Origin of the sequence: Alcanivorax sp. VBW004, from assembly GCF_009718865.1 — a bacterium.
In the GTDB taxonomy this organism is placed as follows: domain Bacteria; phylum Pseudomonadota; class Gammaproteobacteria; order Pseudomonadales; family Alcanivoracaceae; genus Alcanivorax.
The window spans coordinates 1,118,310-1,133,252 of the sequence record NZ_WNHC01000001.1 but is presented as its reverse complement, the minus strand read 5'-3'; the positions used below and the strand labels follow the sequence as shown (position 1 = coordinate 1,133,252).

The 14,943-nt window shown below is 58.5% G+C and carries 17 protein-coding genes; 4 read left to right on the top strand and 13 right to left on the bottom strand.

Going from position 1 to position 14,943, the window contains the following annotated elements:
• Nucleotides 1-129 precede the first annotated feature (129 nt).
• Nucleotides 130-960 carry an adenosylmethionine decarboxylase gene (gene speD / locus F1529_RS05075; RefSeq protein WP_007149942.1) on the bottom strand — a complete coding sequence of 277 codons (831 nt, stop codon included), beginning with the start codon at nt 958-960 and terminating at the stop codon, nt 130-132.
• A gap of 124 nt (nt 961-1,084) precedes the next feature.
• The gene (locus F1529_RS05070) at nt 1,085-1,501 is read right to left on the bottom strand and encodes an OsmC family protein (protein ID WP_155132652.1); all 417 of its coding nucleotides are present in this window, start codon (nt 1,499-1,501) and stop codon (nt 1,085-1,087) included.
• 325 nt (nt 1,502-1,826) lie between these two features.
• On the opposite strand from F1529_RS05070, the gene crp reads away from it, so the two are divergent.
• Nucleotides 1,827-2,456 (top strand): cAMP-activated global transcriptional regulator CRP, encoded by a 630-nt coding sequence (crp, locus tag F1529_RS05065; RefSeq protein ID WP_007151459.1) that lies wholly within the window; start codon nt 1,827-1,829, stop codon nt 2,454-2,456.
• A 262-nt stretch (nt 2,457-2,718) separates the two neighbouring features.
• Here the strand turns inward: crp and trpC are convergent, their stop codons facing one another.
• The 4 genes from trpC to trpE are packed head-to-tail and all read right to left on the bottom strand — an operon-like array spanning nt 2,719 to nt 6,669.
• Nucleotides 2,719-3,513, bottom strand: coding sequence for an indole-3-glycerol phosphate synthase TrpC (gene trpC / locus F1529_RS05060; protein ID WP_007148915.1), 795 nt, complete (start codon nt 3,511-3,513; stop codon nt 2,719-2,721).
• A gap of 11 nt (nt 3,514-3,524) precedes the next feature.
• On the bottom strand, nt 3,525-4,577 hold the full coding sequence (trpD, locus tag F1529_RS05055; RefSeq protein WP_155132649.1) for an anthranilate phosphoribosyltransferase: 1,053 nt from the start codon (nt 4,575-4,577) through the stop codon (nt 3,525-3,527).
• A complete protein-coding gene (locus tag F1529_RS05050) occupies nt 4,574-5,176 on the bottom strand; it encodes an aminodeoxychorismate/anthranilate synthase component II (RefSeq protein ID WP_230457711.1) in 603 nt (200 codons plus the stop codon). The genes trpD and F1529_RS05050 overlap by 4 nt, the downstream gene beginning before the upstream one ends.
• On the bottom strand, nt 5,176-6,669 hold the full coding sequence (gene trpE, locus F1529_RS05045; RefSeq protein ID WP_155132646.1) for an anthranilate synthase component I: 1,494 nt from the start codon (nt 6,667-6,669) through the stop codon (nt 5,176-5,178). Before trpE ends, F1529_RS05050 begins: the two co-directional genes overlap by 1 nt.
• Nucleotides 6,670-6,998: 329 nt before the next feature.
• On the opposite strand from trpE, the gene F1529_RS05040 reads away from it, so the two are divergent.
• The 3 genes from F1529_RS05040 (at nt 6,999) to F1529_RS05030 (ending at nt 8,441) form a co-directional block, all read left to right on the top strand.
• On the top strand, nt 6,999-7,466 hold the full coding sequence (locus F1529_RS05040) for an MOSC domain-containing protein (RefSeq protein ID WP_155132643.1): 468 nt from the start codon (nt 6,999-7,001) through the stop codon (nt 7,464-7,466).
• Between the two features lie 61 nt (nt 7,467-7,527).
• Entirely contained in the window at nt 7,528-8,103 is a 576-nt protein-coding gene (locus F1529_RS05035; RefSeq protein WP_155132640.1) for a DUF1415 domain-containing protein, read from the top strand.
• Nucleotides 8,100-8,441: a DUF3301 domain-containing protein gene (locus F1529_RS05030; protein WP_370456960.1), complete on the top strand. Its 342-nt coding sequence runs from the start codon at nt 8,100-8,102 to the stop codon at nt 8,439-8,441. The genes F1529_RS05035 and F1529_RS05030 overlap by 4 nt, the downstream gene beginning before the upstream one ends.
• Nucleotides 8,442-8,457: 16 nt before the next feature.
• Here the strand turns inward: F1529_RS05030 and F1529_RS05025 are convergent, their stop codons facing one another.
• The 7 genes from F1529_RS05025 to cyoB form a co-directional block, all read right to left on the bottom strand.
• A complete protein-coding gene (locus F1529_RS05025) occupies nt 8,458-8,892 on the bottom strand; it encodes a VOC family protein (RefSeq protein WP_155132637.1) in 435 nt (144 codons plus the stop codon).
• Between the two features lie 152 nt (nt 8,893-9,044).
• Nucleotides 9,045-9,584 carry a response regulator transcription factor gene (locus tag F1529_RS05020; RefSeq protein ID WP_155137014.1) on the bottom strand — a complete coding sequence of 180 codons (540 nt, stop codon included), beginning with the start codon at nt 9,582-9,584 and terminating at the stop codon, nt 9,045-9,047.
• Nucleotide 9,585: 1 nt separating this feature from the next.
• On the bottom strand, nt 9,586-10,938 hold the full coding sequence (locus tag F1529_RS05015; protein ID WP_230457710.1) for an ATP-binding protein: 1,353 nt from the start codon (nt 10,936-10,938) through the stop codon (nt 9,586-9,588).
• 178 nt (nt 10,939-11,116) lie between these two features.
• Nucleotides 11,117-11,830, bottom strand: coding sequence for an SURF1 family protein (locus F1529_RS05010; RefSeq protein WP_230457709.1), 714 nt, complete (start codon nt 11,828-11,830; stop codon nt 11,117-11,119).
• 100 nt (nt 11,831-11,930) lie between these two features.
• Nucleotides 11,931-12,287 (bottom strand): cytochrome o ubiquinol oxidase subunit IV, encoded by a 357-nt coding sequence (gene cyoD / locus F1529_RS05005; protein WP_007150500.1) that lies wholly within the window; start codon nt 12,285-12,287, stop codon nt 11,931-11,933.
• Entirely contained in the window at nt 12,284-12,922 is a 639-nt protein-coding gene (gene cyoC, locus F1529_RS05000; protein WP_155132628.1) for a cytochrome o ubiquinol oxidase subunit III, read from the bottom strand. The genes cyoD and cyoC overlap by 4 nt, the downstream gene beginning before the upstream one ends.
• A complete protein-coding gene (gene cyoB, locus F1529_RS04995; protein ID WP_155132625.1) occupies nt 12,915-14,915 on the bottom strand; it encodes a cytochrome o ubiquinol oxidase subunit I in 2,001 nt (666 codons plus the stop codon). The genes cyoC and cyoB overlap by 8 nt, the downstream gene beginning before the upstream one ends.
• Nucleotides 14,916-14,943 lie beyond the last annotated feature (28 nt).

Genomic DNA, 14,943 nt, shown 5'->3' with positions numbered 1-14,943 from the left:
ACCCGGGTTTCCCTACCCCAAACGCAAGAGGCCGCGTCCATACTCTGGGCGCGGCCTCTTGGCTTTAAAAGCAGCACGAAACTTCCCCGCGCAGCTATTAATTATTCATTATTAACTATTAATCGCTTCTCAACCAAGGTTGCGGCTGTAGAAAATCTCCAGCATCTCCGTGCGCAAACGCTCTTCGATCTGGTCCAGCTCTTCCTGCTCGAACTCGTCGCTGCCGGCACCAAACAGATAGTTATCGATATCGAAGTCTTTCAGCAGCATCTTGGTATGGAAGATGTTTTCCTGATACACATTCACGTCGATCATTTGATAGGCGTTTTGAGTGTCTTCCGTCAGGAAGTTCTGGATGGAATTGATATCGTGATCAATAAAATGCTTGGTGCCATCCAGGTCCCGGGTCATGCCACGCACCCGATAGTCCACGGTAACGATATCGGAATCGAAACTGTGGATCAGGTAGTTCAACGCGCGCAGCGGGGAAATCACGCCGCAGGTGGAAACATCCACATCCACGCGGAACGTGGAAATACCGTTATCCGGATGGGACTCCGGGTAGGTATGCACCGTCACGTGACTCTTGTCCAGGTGAGCGACTACCGTCTCCGGCAGCGGACCCGGCGCCTCTTCATCCCAGTCGGACCCATCCGGCGGGGTTTCGTGCTCGGCGATCAACATGGTGACGCTGGCACCCTGCGGATCGTAATCCTGGCGGGCCACATTCAGAATGTTGGCGCCAATGATCTTGGTCACGTTGGTGAGAATCTCGGTGAGACGCTCCGCGTTATACAGCTCGTCAATATATTCGATATATTCCTGACGATGCTGCTCGGTCTTCGCGTAAGCAATATCGAAAATATTGAAGCTCAAGGATTTGGTCAGGTTGTTGAAACCGTGAACCGTAATCTTGGGATTGGGATCTTTCACCACAGCCGTACCCCATGGGCGTTTCATCGCCACGTTAAGACAAACACACCACCGCACCCCGTGCGGCTACCTTGTTTGCAACATCCCGAAGGACGCCGCGAATCACCGGCCAGGCCGGCATATTGCGTTACCGAGGCGCCCGCCGGGCACCTCAGCTTTCAATGGTATAACTATGGGTGATCTCGACACCACCGCGTGTCAGCATAATGCTGGCAGAGCAGTATTTCTCTGCCGACAGCTCAACCGCCCGTTTCACATGGGCTTCCTTGAGGCTGTTACCGCTGACAATAAAGTGCAGGTGGATCTTGCTGAACACCGCCGGTACTTCATCGGCCCGCTCTGCGGTCAGCTCGCAGCGGCAATCGGTCACGTCCTGGCGGGATTTCTTGAGAATATGGATCACATCAAAGGAGGAACAGCCGCCCACGCCCAGTAACAGGGTTTCCATGGGGCGCGGCCCACGGTTCTGGCCACCGTGATCCGGCGGGCCATCCATCAGCACCTTGTGGCCGCTTTCTGTTTCCGCTTCATAGCAGGCTTCGCCCTGCCACTTAACCACTGCTTTCATGGTGATCTCCTGGTCTGTCACCCCATCTCAAACGCAGGCCGAACGCCTGATTGCGCCCACCCCGGAAGGGGGCGCAGAGTACCATAGCACGGGGTCTGCGCCACCCCTTTCAGGGTAGGTCGACGGGAATAATTTACCGATATATCACCAACCCGGAAAATCGGCGTATTTGGCCGAAAACCCGTTACTTAATCCGGGTTTAGCTACCGCCTGCCCTGTGAAAATCGAGAGTGAGAGCCAGTTCCCTTGGCATAACTCATAAAAACAGGCAATATCCATACGCTTATTGGCTAAGACATTTTTCTGGCTTCAAGACTGAGCGCCCATGACTGACGGCAACAAAATTATTCCAAATCTGGACCACTTCCTGGCCCATTGCCACCGCCGCAAATACCCGGCGAAAAGCACGATCATCTATGCCGGCGATGAATCGGATGCGCTGTATTACATCCTGAAAGGCTCTGTGACGGTCATGATCGAGGACGACGATGGTCGCGAGATGATCATGGCGTATCTCAATGAAGGGGATTTCTTCGGTGAAATGGGGCTGTTTGAAAACGACCCCTCTCGCTCCGCCTGGGTAAAAGCCAAGAGCGAGTGCGAAGTCGCGGAGGTGAGCTATGCCAAATTCCGGCAGCTGGCCCGCGAAGACGCCGACATCCTGTTCACGGTATCCGCCCAGATCGCTGGCCGCCTTCGCGCCACCACCCGCAAGGTGGGGGACCTGGCGTTCCTGGATGTGACAGGCCGTGTCGCAGGCACCCTGCTGGACCTGTGCAAGCAACCCGATGCCATGACGCACCCGGATGGCATGCAGATCAAGGTCACCCGCCAGGAAATCGGCCGCATTGTCGGCTGTTCCCGGGAAATGGTGGGCCGGGTACTCAAGAACCTGGAGGAGCAGGGTCTGGTATCCGTGAAAGGCAAGACCATGGTGGTTTACGGGACGCGGTAAAAAGCAGTTAACAGTTAATAATGAATAGTTAATAGCTGCGCGTCGAACACCATCAGATACTGAAAACCAAGAGGCCGCGCCCAGAGTCTGGGCGCGGCCTCTTGCATTTGAACGGTGAGATCCATCAGCGTTTCTGAAAGTGCTGTAGGTCGAATTAGCCTGAAAGGCGTAATCCGACAACCAGACCAACTCACCCAACGCGATTTGTCGGCTTACGCCGCTTCGCGGCTAAGCCGACCTACAAATATCGCCACCTTTGCGTTCAGAAGAACAACTTCTTGAGCTCAGCGCCCGGGTCTTCAGCACGCATGAAAGCCTCGCCGACCAGGAAACTGTGGATGCCGCTCTTGCGCATCAATTGCACGTCAGCGCTGCTGTGAATACCACTTTCAGTCACCACCATGCGATCACCGGGCACTTGCTGTGACAACGTCAGCGTGGTGTCCAGGCTGGTTTCGAAGGTGTGCAGGTTACGGTTATTGATACCGATCAGCTCGGCGTTCAAGGCCACCGCCCGGTGCAGCTCTTCTTCGGTATGGACTTCCACCAGCACATCGCAGCCAGCGCGCTGGGCCGCATGATACAGCTCATTCATCTGCGCATCGGACAGCGCCGCAGCAATCAGCAACACCGCATCCGCGCCCATGGCCCGGGACTCGAAAATCTGCCACGGGTCGATCATGAAATCCTTGCGCAGCACCGGCAGGTCCACCGCATTGCGGGCAGCACGCAGGTAATGCTCATCACCTTGAAAGAAGTCCTTGTCGGTAAGCACCGACAGGCAGGCTGCGCCGTTGGCTTCGTAGCTACGGGCAATCGACACCGGGTCGAAATCATCGCGGATCACCCCCTTGCTGGGGGAAGCCTTCTTGATTTCGGCAATCACCGCCGGCTGGTGGTCTCTCACCCGGGCGAACAGGCTGGCGATAAACCCACGCGACTGTCGCTGGTTCTCTGCCAGGGATTGCAGATCACCGAGGGTGTAATTGTTCTTGCCGACGGCAATCTCTTCCTGCTTGCGGGCGATAATCTTGTCGAGAATAGTGCCTGTGCTCATAACCTCGCTCCTTATTCTGATTCGTCGCCAACCTTGAGGGCCGTGCTGAACTGAGCCAGCTCACGCATGCGTTCTGCGGCCTCTCCATTGTGGATCAGGTCTTCCGCCATGCGTACCCCCTCTTTGTGAGTTCGGGTAATACCGCTGACATAAATGGCAGCGCCGGCGTTCAAGGCAATCATGTCCGCCGCCTTGTTGGCCGCTTCCGTGGTGCGCTTGCTGAAGGCGTCCTTGATCAGCGCCAGGGACGCCGCCGGGTCCGTCACGTCCAGGCCCACCAGGGAATCGGATTCCAGCCCCAGATCCTCCGGTGTCAGGTCGTACTCCTGGACTTCACCGTTCTTGAATTCCGCCACATGGGTCCGCGCGGCCAGGCTGATTTCATCCAGCCCATCCTTGCTGTGTACCACCATGATATGTTCGCCGCCCAACCGGCCCATGACTTCCGCCAGGGGACGACAGAGCTTTTCCGAAAACACTCCCATCACCAGGCGCTGTACACCGGCCGGGTTGGTCATCGGGCCGAGAATATTGAACAGGGTACGCATACCCAGTTCCTTACGCGGCCCCACGGCATATTTCATGGCCTTGTGGTGATTCGGCGCAAACATGAACCCCACACCCACATTATCGACACACTTACCAATCTGCGCCGGGTTCAGGTCCAGTGCAATACCGGCGGTTTCCAGCAGGTCCGCCGAGCCGCTCTGGGAGCTCACTGACCGCCCGCCGTGTTTGGCCACTCGGGCACCGGCTGCAGCGGCCACAAAACTGCTGGCGGTGGACACATTGAACAAGTTGGCGCCGTCACCACCGGTGCCGACGATATCGACCAGATACTGGCGGTTCTCCACGGTCACCCCGGTGACCAGCTCGCGCATCACCATGGCCGCACCGGTGATCTCATCCAGGGATTCGCTTTTCATCCGCAGGCCAACCATCAGCGCACCAATCTGCGCATCGGTGGCGCCACCGGTCATCACCTGGCTCATCACATCGCGCATTTCCTCGATGCTCAGATCGATATGGTCGACCACCTTGGCCAGCGCTTGCTGAATATTCATGCCGCGTCCCCCTGCTCGTTGTGCTTTAAAAAATTCTCAAGCAGGGCATGACCGTGCTCACTCAATATGGATTCAGGGTGATACTGAACCCCTTCAATAGGCAGCGTTTTGTGGCGCATGCCCATCACTTCATCCACGCTGCCATCATCCTTCTCGGTCCAGGCGGTCATTTCCAGGCAGTCGGGCAGGCTGTCTTTTTCCACCACCAGCGAGTGATAGCGGGTCGCCGTGTAGGGCGACGGCAAATCACGAAACACCCCCTGGCCACTGTGGTAGATCGGCGAGGTTTTGCCATGCATCACCTGCCGGGCACGCACCACCTGCCCACCAAAAGCCTGGCCGATGCTCTGGTGGCCCAGGCAAACGCCCAGAATCGGCAGCTTGCCGGCGAAGTGTTTGATCGCAGCGATGGAGATGCCCGCCTCGTTGGGCGTACAGGGGCCGGGGGAAATCATCAGGCGGTCCGGGTTGAGGGCTTCAATCTCTTCCAGACTGATCTGGTCGTTGCGATGCACCAGCACCTCGGCACCCAGCTCCTGCAGATACTGCACGATGTTGTAGGTAAAGCTGTCGTAGTTGTCGATCATCAGCACGCGCATTATCGCTGCCCTCCGTCTGCCAGGTTGAGACCACCCAATGCCATGTTCACTGCCCGGAATACCGCCCGGGCCTTGTTCATGGTCTCGTCCCATTCGGACTGCGGTACGGAGTCGGCGACGATGCCGGCACCGGCCTGCACATACAGGCGCTGATCCTTGATCACGGCGGTGCGGATGGCAATGGCCGTGTCCATGTCGCCGTTAAAACCGATATACCCCACCGCGCCGCCGTAGACGCCACGTTTGGTGGGCTCCAGCTCATCGATAATCTCCATGGCGCGAATCTTCGGCGCACCACTCAGCGTGCCGGCCGGGAAGGTCGCACGCAGCACATCCAGCGGCCCCAATTCTTCACGCAGCTCCCCTTCCACGTTGGAAACGATGTGCATGACGTGGGAGTACCGCTCCACCACCATCTGGTCGGAGACATCCACCTTGCCGGCCTTGGAGACCCGGCCGATATCATTGCGTCCCAGATCGATCAGCATCAGGTGCTCGGCGATTTCCTTGGGGTCCGCCAGCAGATCTTTTTCCAGTGCCTGGTCTTCCGCCTCATTGGCGCCACGTTTGCGGGTGCCGGCCAGTGGCCGCACGGTGATTCGACCCTGCTCGGCGCGGGCCAGAATTTCCGGTGACGACCCGGCGATATGGAAGTCGTCCAGATCCAGGTAGAACATGTAAGGCGATGGATTCAGATAGCGCAGGGCGCGGTACAAATCCAGTGCCGGCGCCTGGAACGGGCAACTCATACGCTGGGACGGCACCACCTGCATCACGTCGCCCGCCAGAATGTACTCGCGGATGGTTTCCACGCCGGCCTTGAAAGCCGCTTCCGGGAATTCATTGTGGAAATCGTTCTCGTCCACCGGCTCCCCGTAAACCGTGTGCTCCGGTTCCGGCAGCGGAGAACGCAGCTGGGTTTCCAACGCATCGAGGCGCTGCTCGGCGCGCATCAGTACACCCTCTTCGGTCGGGTCCACATGCACCACCAGGAACAGTGCCCCGCGCAGGTTATCGAAGACCACCACTTCCTCGGACCGCATCAGCAGGATATCGGGCACGCCCAGCACATCCTCGCCGGGCGCCGGTCCCAGGCGCGGCTCAAAGTAGCGCACGCTGTCGTAACCGAAGTAACCCACCAAGCCACCGTTGAAACGGGGCAAGCCGGGAAGATCCGGGCTACGGTAGGCCTGCCGGTACGTCTCGACCCAGGCGATGGGGTCCGCCACGTCTTCCTGCTGGTGCCCGTCCGGGCCATCCACCTGCACCTGCTGCCCGGTGATTCGCACCACCTCGGCGGCGGGCAGGCCGATAATCGAATAGCGCCCCCAGCGCTCGCCGCCCTGTACCGACTCAAACAGGTAGGTGTAAGGGCCAGACGCCAACTTGCGATAGGCTGACAACGGGGTATCCAGATCCGCCAGCACCTCGCGAACCACCGGCACCCGGGTATAGCCCTGCCGGGCCAATTGATCCAATTCTTGTGGTGACATGATTGTCCTTAGCATTTCGCTACGGCCCGACTCTCGGGCGGACCGCGATCAAGAGCAATAATTGTAGAGGAAAACGAGCAAAAAGACGTGTCAGTGCAGACACAGGGGGAGCATCACCATCGCCAGCTGGCGGGTGTGGGGAGGAAAAGCGGATTGTCGATCAGGGCACAGTCCAAGGGACGTCCTTTCTCAATCATTGTCGTTGCGGCAATTCTAGCTAATGAAAACGCCAGACGCCAGACGCTGAAAACCCGGAGGAAACTGCTAGACTGGCGTCTTCGATGTGCTCGCACTTTGGCTCAGGCATTTGCCATCAATCCGGGAGCTCCATGAAAATCCTCGCCCTTTACACCGCCAGCCAGTCTCGCGGCCCGGTGGAAAGCCAGCCAGCCGTGCAGCTGCGCGCCGGCTGCGGCATCGTTGGCGACCGCCATTACCGCCGCAACGCCAAACCGGAAGAGCAAATTACCCTGATCGAATCCGAGGCCATCGCCACCTATAACCGCGAGCATCAGCAGCAGGTCGAGCCGCACACCCTGCGCCGTAACGTGCTGACCGAAGGCGTGGATCTCAACGCCCTGGAAGGTCGGGAATTTCTGCTCGGCAACATTCGCCTGCGTGGTATCGAGCTGTGCGAGCCGTGTTCTGTGGTGGGACACCTGCTGGCCGGCGATCTGACCCCGCCGCAGGTCATCAAGGCCCTGCTGGGCCGGGGCGGCCTGCGCTGTGAAATTCTATCCAGTGGCGTGGTTCGCGTAGGCGATAACATTGCCACCCATGTGACCGAAACCCTGTAGGGCGGAGACCGGCTCGCGCCGGTGCCGCCCTGCACAACCTTACCCAGGAAGCCTGGCTCGAATGAACGACATGGAAAAGATGGAAGCGACGGACCCGATCAAGCAGACCCGCCAATGGCTCGAAGACGTGGTCATCGGCCTGAACCTGTGCCCGTTTGCGCGCAAACCCTTCAACGCCGGCCAGGTACGGCTCACCGTCAGCGACAGCCGTAATGTGGAAACCCTGCTGGGCGACCTGCACGAAGAACTCGACCGGATGGATCGCACCCCGGCAGACGACATCGACACCACCCTGCTGATCATTACCGATCAACTGGAAGACTTCCTCGATTATAACGACGTACTGGATCTGGCCGACGGCCTGCTGGAACAGCAAGGCTGGGAAGGCACCTACCAAATCGCCAGCTTCCACCCCGCGTACCAGTTCGCCGACACTGCGGTGGATGATCCGGAAAACTATACCAACCGGGCGCCCTACCCCATTCTGCACATTCTCCGTGAAGCCAGCCTGGACAAAGGACTGGCCAGCTACCCGAACCCGGAGCAGATTCCCGAACGCAATATGGACACCCTCAACGGGCTGACCGAGGCACAGTGGCTCGCCCTGTTTGGCGGCTTGCCGGGAGCCCGTCGGTGAATCTGGATCTTTCCGATATCTTGCTGGTCACGGTGCTGATCGTCATCGGCGCCCTGTTCTGGCGTTCCCACGGCATTCGCGAGCGGGCGCTGGTGGCTACCCGGCGCTTTTGCGAGCGAGAACAACTGGAATTTCTGGATGAGAGTGTGGGCCTGGAAAAGCTGACCCTGAGCAAAGACCACCACGGCAAACGCCGCATTACCCGCATTTACCGGTTTGAATTCACCGTCACCGGTGGAGAGCGTTACGAAGGGTGCACCGTGGTGCAGGGCGGCATTACCCAACGGGTAGAATTACCGCCCCACCGTTACACGCCGCCGCCGGAAGAATTGCACTGACAGGCAAGGCCCGGCCTCAAGTTTCGTAAGCGGCCTTGCTGCCATCAAAATTCACCATCCAGGGAATGCCGAAGCGGTCGTTACACATCCCGAAGCGTTCCGCCCAGGGCGTTTCTTCCATGGGCATTTTAATTTCGCCCCCTTGCGCCAGCGCCGCAAACAGGGTTTCCGCCTCTTTCACACTATCAGCCTGCACACTCAGCGTGGTCCCCTGGGCTTTTTCAAAATACTCTGGCGGGCAATCGGACCCCATCAGCACAATCCCATCACCCTGCAGACAAACATGACAGATATGGTGATGGGATTCCTTTGGCACCTCGTCCGCCATGGGCGACTCGCCCATGGTCAGCTGAAAAACGATATCCGCGTTCAGGCACTCGGCATAAAACGCGAACGCCTCACGGCAGGTGCCGGGGAAATTCAGGTAGGGGTTAAGACGGATCTTGGACATGGCATCTCTCCTTGAATGACATTAGCTTTCCCTGACTAATCGAACGAGACCACCGCTTTTCGACAGGCCGCCCTGTTTTTGCAGGAGCGTCGCTGGCGGCGCGATAACGACCTTATGGAATCGCGCCGCCAGCGACTCTCCTACGGGAAGGGCTACTTCACCCGCTGTTTTTCCAGCTTGCGGGCCAGGGTGCGGCGGTGCATGCCCAGGCGGCGGGCGGTTTCGGAGATATTAAACCCGGTTTCCGCCAACGTTTCGTGGATGCGTTCCCATTCCAGAGTTTTCAGATCCGTGGCACGGGCCGTTAGGGCCACATCGGTGGAGCCTTCCGCCCGGTTGAAGGCATCTTCGATATCGTCGGTATTGGAAGGCTTGGCCAGGTAATGGCAGGCCCCCAGCTTCACCGCTTCCACCGCCGTGGCGATACTGGCATAACCGGTCAACACCACAATCAGCATGTCTTCATCGTGTTCATGGAGCGTTTGCACACAGGCCAACCCGGACGATTCGCCCTTGAGCTTCAGGTCGACCACGGCATAGCCCGGCTGATGGTTTTTCAGCAGCGCCTGCATGGATTCCAGGCTGTCCGCATGAACCACCTGATAACCCCGACGCTCGAACGAGCGGGTCAGGGTGCGGGCAAAGGCGTCATCGTCTTCCACAATCAATAGCTGTCTTTCATCACCCAGCATTTCAGACACCGTTGGTTCCTCCTGTTCCCTGCTCCAGAGTGACCACTGATAACGGCAGGGACAAGGTCACCAGTGCGCCACCCTGGGCCAGATTGCTCGCTCTCAGGTTGCCGCCCAGGGTACGCAGCACGTTCATCACCAGAAACAACCCGAGACCACTGCCCGGCCGTCCCTTGCTGGACTGGTAAGGGCGCCCCAGATTATCGAGCATCGCCTGCGGGAAACCCGGTCCACGGTCTGTCACCGACACCAACAGGGTTTCTTCTTCGCGGTGCACCTCCAGCCGCACCCAATGGGGAGAGGCTTCCAGAGCGTTATCCAGAACGTTGTGAATACTCTGTCTGAGCGCAGAATCCGACACGATGCTCAGATCCTCACCAAAATCATTGCGATAGGCAAAGTCCTTCACCGGGCGGGTTTCGCGCCACTCGTCGACCAGATCATCGAGGAATTCGCGTACCGTGGTTTCCTCCGACGATTCTCCACGGGCCTCCCCGGCCGATAACAAAATGCCGCTGACAATCGACTTGCAGCGCAATACCTGAGTCTGCATTTCGGCAATTTCCTGGGCCATGTCCCCGTCGGTCTTGAACGGTTCCATGTGTTTCCAGTCCCCCAGAATGACCGACAGGGTCGCCAGCGGCGTACCCAGTTCATGGGCCGCGCCGGAGGCCAACAATCCCATGCGCACAATGTGTTCCTCTTCCGCCGCCCGCTGGCGCAGTTCTGCCAGGTGTTCATCGCGCTGGCGCCGATTGCGGGTAATGCGGTTAATGAAGATCACCAGCAAGCCGCCATTGAGCACGAAACAGATCATCATCCCTTCGATGTAGAGACTGAACAGCCCCTCGGAGTGATCCAGCGGCATGGGTAGCGGATGGCCGTACCAGGCCAGCCAGCCAAAACACAGGGTGGTGGTAATCAGGATGACCCAGGTAGACCAGACCTCCAGCAGCACCGCCCCCAGAATCACCTGCAACAGGTACAGGAACACGAACGGGTTGGACGCCCCGCCACTGAGCGCCAGCAACATGGTCAGCGTTGCCACATCGATCAGCAGGGACAGGAACAGCTCGGTATTACCAATCGGCTTCGGCAGCCGCAGGCGCAACACGCTGACCGCATTGAGCAACAACAGACCAAACAGCACCACCAGCATTTGTGACACGGGCAGCTTGATACCGAAGCCGTAGTTAACCACCAGAATGGTGGCGAACTGGCCGAACATGGCAATCCAGCGAAGCTGAATCAGCAACTGCAGGTTCTTGCGGCCGGTCAGGTCATCGCTACTGCGGCGCAGCGCAGAAAACAGCGAACCCGACAGAGAAGCCTTGGAGGGTGAGGACGACGACATGGTTTCCATAACCCCAGTTTAGTGTAGGTCGCCACTAATAATGCAACTTATGACGGCGCCTTTTTCCGCCACTCAGTGTTGCTTTTCTTTGACGTAGGCCCACTATGCCTGCAGAAAAGCGCCTTGATTGGCGAAAAAATGCACTCGACATAAGTCACACAATCAGCGGCGATCTACACTAGCGCGTTCGGCGTGAATCCCGCAGCACCAGCCAGGCCGCCAACAGCATGCCGAAGGCCAGGGCAAACCAGGTGATGGCGTAGACGCGATGATTATTGCGGAACTGAATAACGGTAAGCCCGCCCACCGGCAGTTCGCTGCCGGCGGCTTGCGCATCCACGAAATACGGCGCCACCGGCGACAGCCCCTGCTGCTCTGCCATGGCCTTCACATCCCGTGAGTACCAGCGATTCTCGGCGGGCACATTGTCCCGGAACACACCGCCACCGGGATGGCTGAGACGTAGCAATCCGGTGACGGTGACCGGCTCAGCCGGCGTATAGCCGCCCGACTGCGCCACCCCCCGTTTCTCCTGGGGCACAAACCCCTGGTTCACATAGACCCAGCTGCCGTCGGCCCGTTGCAACGGTGCCATCACCCAATAGCCCTGCCCCGCTTGCGTCGCCGCAGAAACCAGCGCAACGGCCCCGGGCCGATACTGGCCGCTCACACTGACATGGAGGTACTCATGACTGTCTTCACTGACAGAGGGCCAGTCAGGTTGCGACGGCGCGATCACCGCTTCGGCATGCACACGGGCATCCACCCGGGCAATCAGGTCTTCCTTCCAGGCCAGCCGTTTCACCTGCCAGACACCCAACGCCACAAAGCCGACGAAAGCGACTGCAGTCAACAGCAGAAACAGGAAAGTAAAAATACGCCGACGAGCCATGGTCATGCCTCTTCAAACGTGGGGAAAGGAAGGGAGGAGACCGGCAACGCCGATCTCCGTCTTACGCATGTTGCTTGAAGCATGTTGCGTGATGCGTCTCCTAATCCATCATCCCCGGCATCATGTTCACGTTCAGGTTATGCATTACCCACAGTGAACCGGCCAAGGTAATGAAGACCAGAATCAGCGTGAAGATCAGCGCCAGCATGTTCCAGCCCCCTTCCGAATGGAAGTTCATGTGCAGGAAGAACACCATGTGCACCACAATCTGCACCAGCGCAAAGCCCAGAATCACCATCACGGTGGTGGTGGAGCTTTCCAGCACATCACCCATCACCAGCCAGAACGGAATCACGGTAAGGATCACCGCCAGCACAAACCCGGTGGCATATTCCTTCAGGGAAACGTGGGGAATGTCCGCATCGTGATGATCATGATCGTGTGTATGCTCGCTCATGGCAGCACTCCCATCAGGTAAACGTAAGTGAACACGCCGATCCAGACCACGTCCAGGAAATGCCAGAACATGGACAGGCAGAACACCCGGCGCTTGTTTTCCGGAATCAGACCGTGTTTTTTCAGCTGGAACAGCAAGGTCACCAGCCACACAATGCCGAAGAACACGTGCAAACCGTGGGTGCCCACCAGCGCGAAGAAGGCAGTCCAGAAACCACTGGTTTGCGGCCCGGCGCCCACGCTAATCAGGTGATGGAACTCATACAATTCCAGGCTCAAAAAGCCCAGCCCCAGCAGGCCGGTAACGGCCAGCCAGAACATGGTGCCCTTCACCTTGTTGGCCTGCATATGCAGCATGGCGAAGCCATAGGTGATGGACGACACCAGCAACAACGACGTGTTGATGGCGATCAGGCTCAGATCGAACAGCTCCATGCCGGTGGGCCCGCCCGCATAGCTGCGCCCGAGCACCCCGTAGGTGGCAAACAGGGCAGCGAAGATCAGGCAGTCGCTCATCAGGTAAATCCAGAAACCCAGCAGGGTTCCGTTCTGGGGGTGATGATCCCCCTTCACCAGAAACTCCAGCTGGCCGTCCTGCGTGCTGTTCACATCAGCAGTCATGGTATTTTCAGACATTGGCAAGCACCCGTGTACGTTCTGCTTCAATCCGTTCTACTTCTTCCGCCGGAATGTAGTAGTCACGGTCGTAATTGAAGGTGTGGTAAATCGCGGTGCCGATCAGCGCCACGAAGGACACCCCGGCCACCAGCCACATATGCCAGATCAAGGCGAAGCCGATGACCACACTGATGCCCGAGAGCACGATGCCCGCCCAGGTACCCTTGGGCATGTGAATCGGGATAAAGCCGGACTCAGGACGCTGGAAGCCGTGCTGCTTCATCTGCCACCAGGCATCCAGATCGTGCACGCGTGGGGTGAACGCAAAGTTGTACGGCGGCGGCGGCGAGGAGGTAGACCATTCCAGGGTACGACCATCCCACGGGTCACCGGTCTCGTCGGCCAGCGCTTCGCGGCGACGGAAGCTGACAATCAGCTGGATGATGAAGGCAGCGATACCCACGGCAATCAGCACCGCACCGAAGGCGGCAATCTGGAACCAGATCTGCAGGGACTGATCCTCGAAGTGGCTGACACGACGAGTCACGCCCATCAGGCCGAGCACGTACAGCGGCATGAAAGCGAAGTAGAACCCGATCAGCCAGAACCAGAAGGACAGCTTGCCCCAGAATTCATCCAGCTTGTAACCGGTGGCCTTCGGGAACCAGTAGGTAATGCCCGCGAACAGACCGAACAGCACACCGCCGATGATTACGTTATGGAAATGCGCAATCAGGAACAGGCTGTTATGCAGCACGAAGTCCACCGGCGGCACCGCCAGCAACACCCCGGTCATACCACCGATCACGAAGGTGACCATAAAGCCCAGGGTCCACAGCATGGGCACATCGAACTTGATGCGGCCACGGAACATGGTGAACAACCAGTTGAAGATCTTCGCGCCTGTCGGGATCGAGATAATCATGGTGGTGATCCCGAAGAACGAGTTCACGCTGGCCCCCGAGCCCATGGTGAAGAAGTGGTGCAGCCACACCAGGTACGACAGCACGGTAATCACCACGGTGGCGTAGACCATGGAGGTGTAACCAAACAGCGGCTTGCGGCTGTAGGTGGCCACGATCTCGGAGAAGATACCGAACACCGGCAGGATCAGGATATACACCTCGGGGTGACCCCAGATCCAGATCAGGTTCACGTACATCATGGCGTTGCCGCCAAGATCATTGGTGAAAAAGGCGGTATCCAGGTAACGGTCCATGGTCAGCATGCCCAGCACCGCGGTCAGTACCGGGAACGCCGCTACAATCAGGATGTTGGTGCACAGGGAGGTCCAGGTGAACACCGGCATCTTCATCAGGCTCATGCCCGGGGCACGCATCTTGACGATGGTCACCAGCAGGTTCACCCCCGACAACAGCGTGCCCACCCCGGCAATCTGCAAGGCCCAAATATAGTAATCCACCCCCACCCCGGGACTCTGCAATATCCCCGATAATGGCGGGTAGGCCAGCCAGCCTGTCTTGGCGAACTCGCCAATAAACAGGGACACCATCATCAAGGCGGCACCACCGGTGGTCATCCAGAAACTGAAGTTGTTCAGGAACGGGAAGGCCACATCGCGGGTGCCGATCTGCAACGGAATCAGGTAGTTCATGATCCCGGTCACCAGCGGCATGGCCACGAAGAAGATCATGATCACGCCGTGGGCGGTAAAGATCTGGTCGTAGTGGTGCGGCGGCAGGTAGCCGGTGGAATCGCCAAAAGCCATGGCCTGATGCAGGCGCATCATGATGGCATCGGCAAAACCGCGCAGCAGCATCACCAGACCGAGAATGATGTACATGATGCCGATTTTCTTGTGGTCGATGGTGGTGAACCATTCGTTCCACAGGTAGCCCCACAGCTTGTAGCGGGTCAGGGCGGCGAGCAGTGCAATGCCGCCCAGCGCCACCACGGCAAAGGTGCCGAGGATGATCGGGTCATGGAAGGGAATCGCGTCCCAGGTGAGACGACCAAAGATCAGCTTGGTCAGGTCCAGGTTCTCAAACATGGGCGGCACCTACTGCGTTTGCGATCAG

Coding starts and splice junctions, on each gene's coding strand:
- F1529_RS05050 (WP_230457711.1), bottom strand. CDS start 5,176: ATGCGCGTGCTGATGATCGACAACTACGACAGCTTTACCTACAACATC.
- speD (WP_007149942.1), bottom strand. CDS start 960: ATGAAACGCCCATGGGGTACGGCTGTGGTGAAAGATCCCAATCCCAAG.
- F1529_RS05035 (WP_155132640.1), top strand. CDS start 7,528: ATGAACGACATGGAAAAGATGGAAGCGACGGACCCGATCAAGCAGACC.
- cyoC (WP_155132628.1), bottom strand. CDS start 12,922: ATGTCTGAAAATACCATGACTGCTGATGTGAACAGCACGCAGGACGGC.
- cyoB (WP_155132625.1), bottom strand. CDS start 14,915: ATGTTTGAGAACCTGGACCTGACCAAGCTGATCTTTGGTCGTCTCACC.
- trpD (WP_155132649.1), bottom strand. CDS start 4,577: ATGAATATTCAGCAAGCGCTGGCCAAGGTGGTCGACCATATCGATCTG.
- crp (WP_007151459.1), top strand. CDS start 1,827: ATGACTGACGGCAACAAAATTATTCCAAATCTGGACCACTTCCTGGCC.
- F1529_RS05020 (WP_155137014.1), bottom strand. CDS start 9,584: ATGCTGGGTGATGAAAGACAGCTATTGATTGTGGAAGACGATGACGCC.
- cyoD (WP_007150500.1), bottom strand. CDS start 12,287: ATGAGCGAGCATACACACGATCATGATCATCACGATGCGGACATTCCC.
- F1529_RS05070 (WP_155132652.1), bottom strand. CDS start 1,501: ATGAAAGCAGTGGTTAAGTGGCAGGGCGAAGCCTGCTATGAAGCGGAA.
- F1529_RS05025 (WP_155132637.1), bottom strand. CDS start 8,892: ATGTCCAAGATCCGTCTTAACCCCTACCTGAATTTCCCCGGCACCTGC.
- trpE (WP_155132646.1), bottom strand. CDS start 6,669: ATGTCACCACAAGAATTGGATCAATTGGCCCGGCAGGGCTATACCCGG.
- F1529_RS05015 (WP_230457710.1), bottom strand. CDS start 10,938: ATGTCGTCGTCCTCACCCTCCAAGGCTTCTCTGTCGGGTTCGCTGTTT.
- F1529_RS05040 (WP_155132643.1), top strand. CDS start 6,999: ATGAAAATCCTCGCCCTTTACACCGCCAGCCAGTCTCGCGGCCCGGTG.
- trpC (WP_007148915.1), bottom strand. CDS start 3,513: ATGAGCACAGGCACTATTCTCGACAAGATTATCGCCCGCAAGCAGGAA.
- F1529_RS05010 (WP_230457709.1), bottom strand. CDS start 11,830: ATGGCTCGTCGGCGTATTTTTACTTTCCTGTTTCTGCTGTTGACTGCA.